Here is a 2138-nt window from a genome sequence, read left to right on the forward strand (position 1 = left end):
TACCAGGTGGCGGCCGGCAGCGTCTCGTCGGCGAACAGCGTCGTGCTGGTCATCCGGTTGTCGAGGGCCAGCAGCAGGTCGAGCTTGCCCTCGGGCACCTCGTCGCGCCACCGCACGGAACGCGGTCGCTGCTCCGGCGGCGTCTGCTCGGCCCGCGGGTTGCCGTCGGCGCCCAGCAGGTGCCGCAGGAAGTACTCGTTGCCCTTGGCCGACGAGCCGAGCAGGTTCGCGCGCCACACGGTCAGCACGCGCGGCCAGTTGGCGGGGGCGTCCGGGTCCTCGCACGCGAACCCCACCTCGCCGGAGCGCACCCGTTCCACCACGTGCGCCACCGGGTCGCGACCGGCCGCGTCCGCCTCGTCGCACAGCTCCAGCGGATTGCGGTCGAACGTCGGGTAGGACGGCATCCAGCCCAGCCGCGCCGACCGCGCCAGGCAGTCGGCCACCGACTGCCCCTCCAGGGTGCCCTTCGCGCCCGGCCAGGTGAGCGCCTCGGCGGTGAGCCGGTCGTAGCGCCACTGGTCGGTGTGGGTGTACCAGTAACCGGTGCCGATCATCTGGCGCGGCGGGCGGTGCCAGTCCAGCGCGCCGGCGAGGGTGGCCCAGCCGGTCAGCGGCCGCACCTTCTCCTGGCCGACGTAGTGCGCCCACCCGCCGCCGTTGCGGCCCTGGCAGCCGGTCAGCAGCAGCAGCGTCAGGAACGACCGGTAGACCAGGTCGGAGTGGAACCAGTGGTTGGTGCCCGCGCCCATGACGATCATGCAGCGGCCCTTCGAGCGCACCGCGGTGTCGGCGAACTCGCGGGCGATGCGGGTGATCCGGCCCGCGGCCACGCCGGTGAGCTGCTCCGCCCACGCGGGCGTGCCGGGCGCGTCGGCGTCGTCGTACCCGGTGGGCCACTGCCCGGGGAGGTCGGGTCGGGCCACGCCGTACTGGGCGAGCAGCAGGTCGAACACGGTGGTCACCAGGCGACCGGCCACCCGCCGCACCGGCACGCCGCGGGTCACCGTCCCGGCCCGGCCGTCCGGCTCGTCGAACCGCGGCAGCAGCAACTCCACCGCGCCGTCCGGTCCACCGTGGACGGTCAGCGCGGGCGTCACGCCGCGCAGGTCGAGGTTCCACCGACCGGGTTCGTCGGCCCACCGGAAGCCCAGCGACCCGTTCGGCACCACCGGTTCGCCGCGGTCGGCGTCCAGCACGACCGTCTTCCACTCCGCGCCCGGCGTGCCCTCGCCCAGGTCCGCCGCGGTGAGGAACTTGCCGGGCACCAGGCCTCCGTCGCGCTCCTCCACGGTGACCAGGAACGGCAGGTCGGTGTACTGCCGGACGTAGTCGGTGAAGAACGGCACGTCCCGGTCGACGAAGCACTCGCGCAGCACCACGTGCCCCATGGCGACGGCCAACGCGGCGTCGGTGCCGGGGTGCGGCGCCAACCACTCGTCGGCGAACTTCGTGGCGTCGGAGTAGTCCGGCGAGCACACCACGACCTTCTGCCCCCGGTAGCGGGCCTCGGTCATGAAGTGGGCGTCCGGCGTGCGGGTGACCGGCACGTTGGAGCCCCACAGCATCAGGTAGGCCGCGTCCCACCAGTCCGCGGACTCGGGCACGTCGGTCTGGTCGCCGAACACCTGGGGCGAGGCGGGCGGCAGGTCGGCGTACCAGTCGTAGAACGACAGCATCGGTGCGCCGATGAGCGCCATGAACCGCGAGCCCACCGCGTGCGAGACCATCGACATGGCCGGGATGGGCGAGAACCCGGCGATCCGGTCCGGGCCGTGGCGGGCGATCGTGTGCACGTGCGCGGCGGCGACCATCTCCACGGCCTCGTCCCACGAGACCCGGATGAGGCCGCCCTTGCCGCGGGCGCGCTGGTAGGCGCGGCGCTTGACCGGGTCGTCCACGACGGAGGCCCACGCGGCCACCGGGTCGTCGTGCACCCGGCGTGCCTCCCGGTACATCTCCACCAGGACGCCGCGCGCGTACGGGTAGCGGACGCGCAAGGGCGAATACGTGTACCAGGAGAAGGAGGCGCCCCGCGGACAACCGCGCGGCTCGTACTCCGGGCGGTCCGGTCCGGTCGACGGGTAATCCGTGTCCTGGGTTTCCCAGGTGATGATGCCGTCCTTGACGTAGACGTT

At 73.2% G+C, this 2138-nt stretch carries 1 protein-coding gene; it reads right to left on the reverse strand.

Annotated elements, in window-relative coordinates; all coding sequences use genetic code 11:
- Positions 1–2138, reverse strand: a 2138-nt coding sequence (locus AB0G02_RS36535; protein WP_360803962.1) for a molybdopterin-dependent oxidoreductase, incomplete at both ends; no start/stop codon positions are given.

Origin of the sequence: Actinosynnema sp. NPDC023658, from assembly GCF_040639995.1 — a bacterium.
Classification (GTDB): Bacteria; Actinomycetota; Actinomycetes; order Mycobacteriales; family Pseudonocardiaceae; genus Actinosynnema.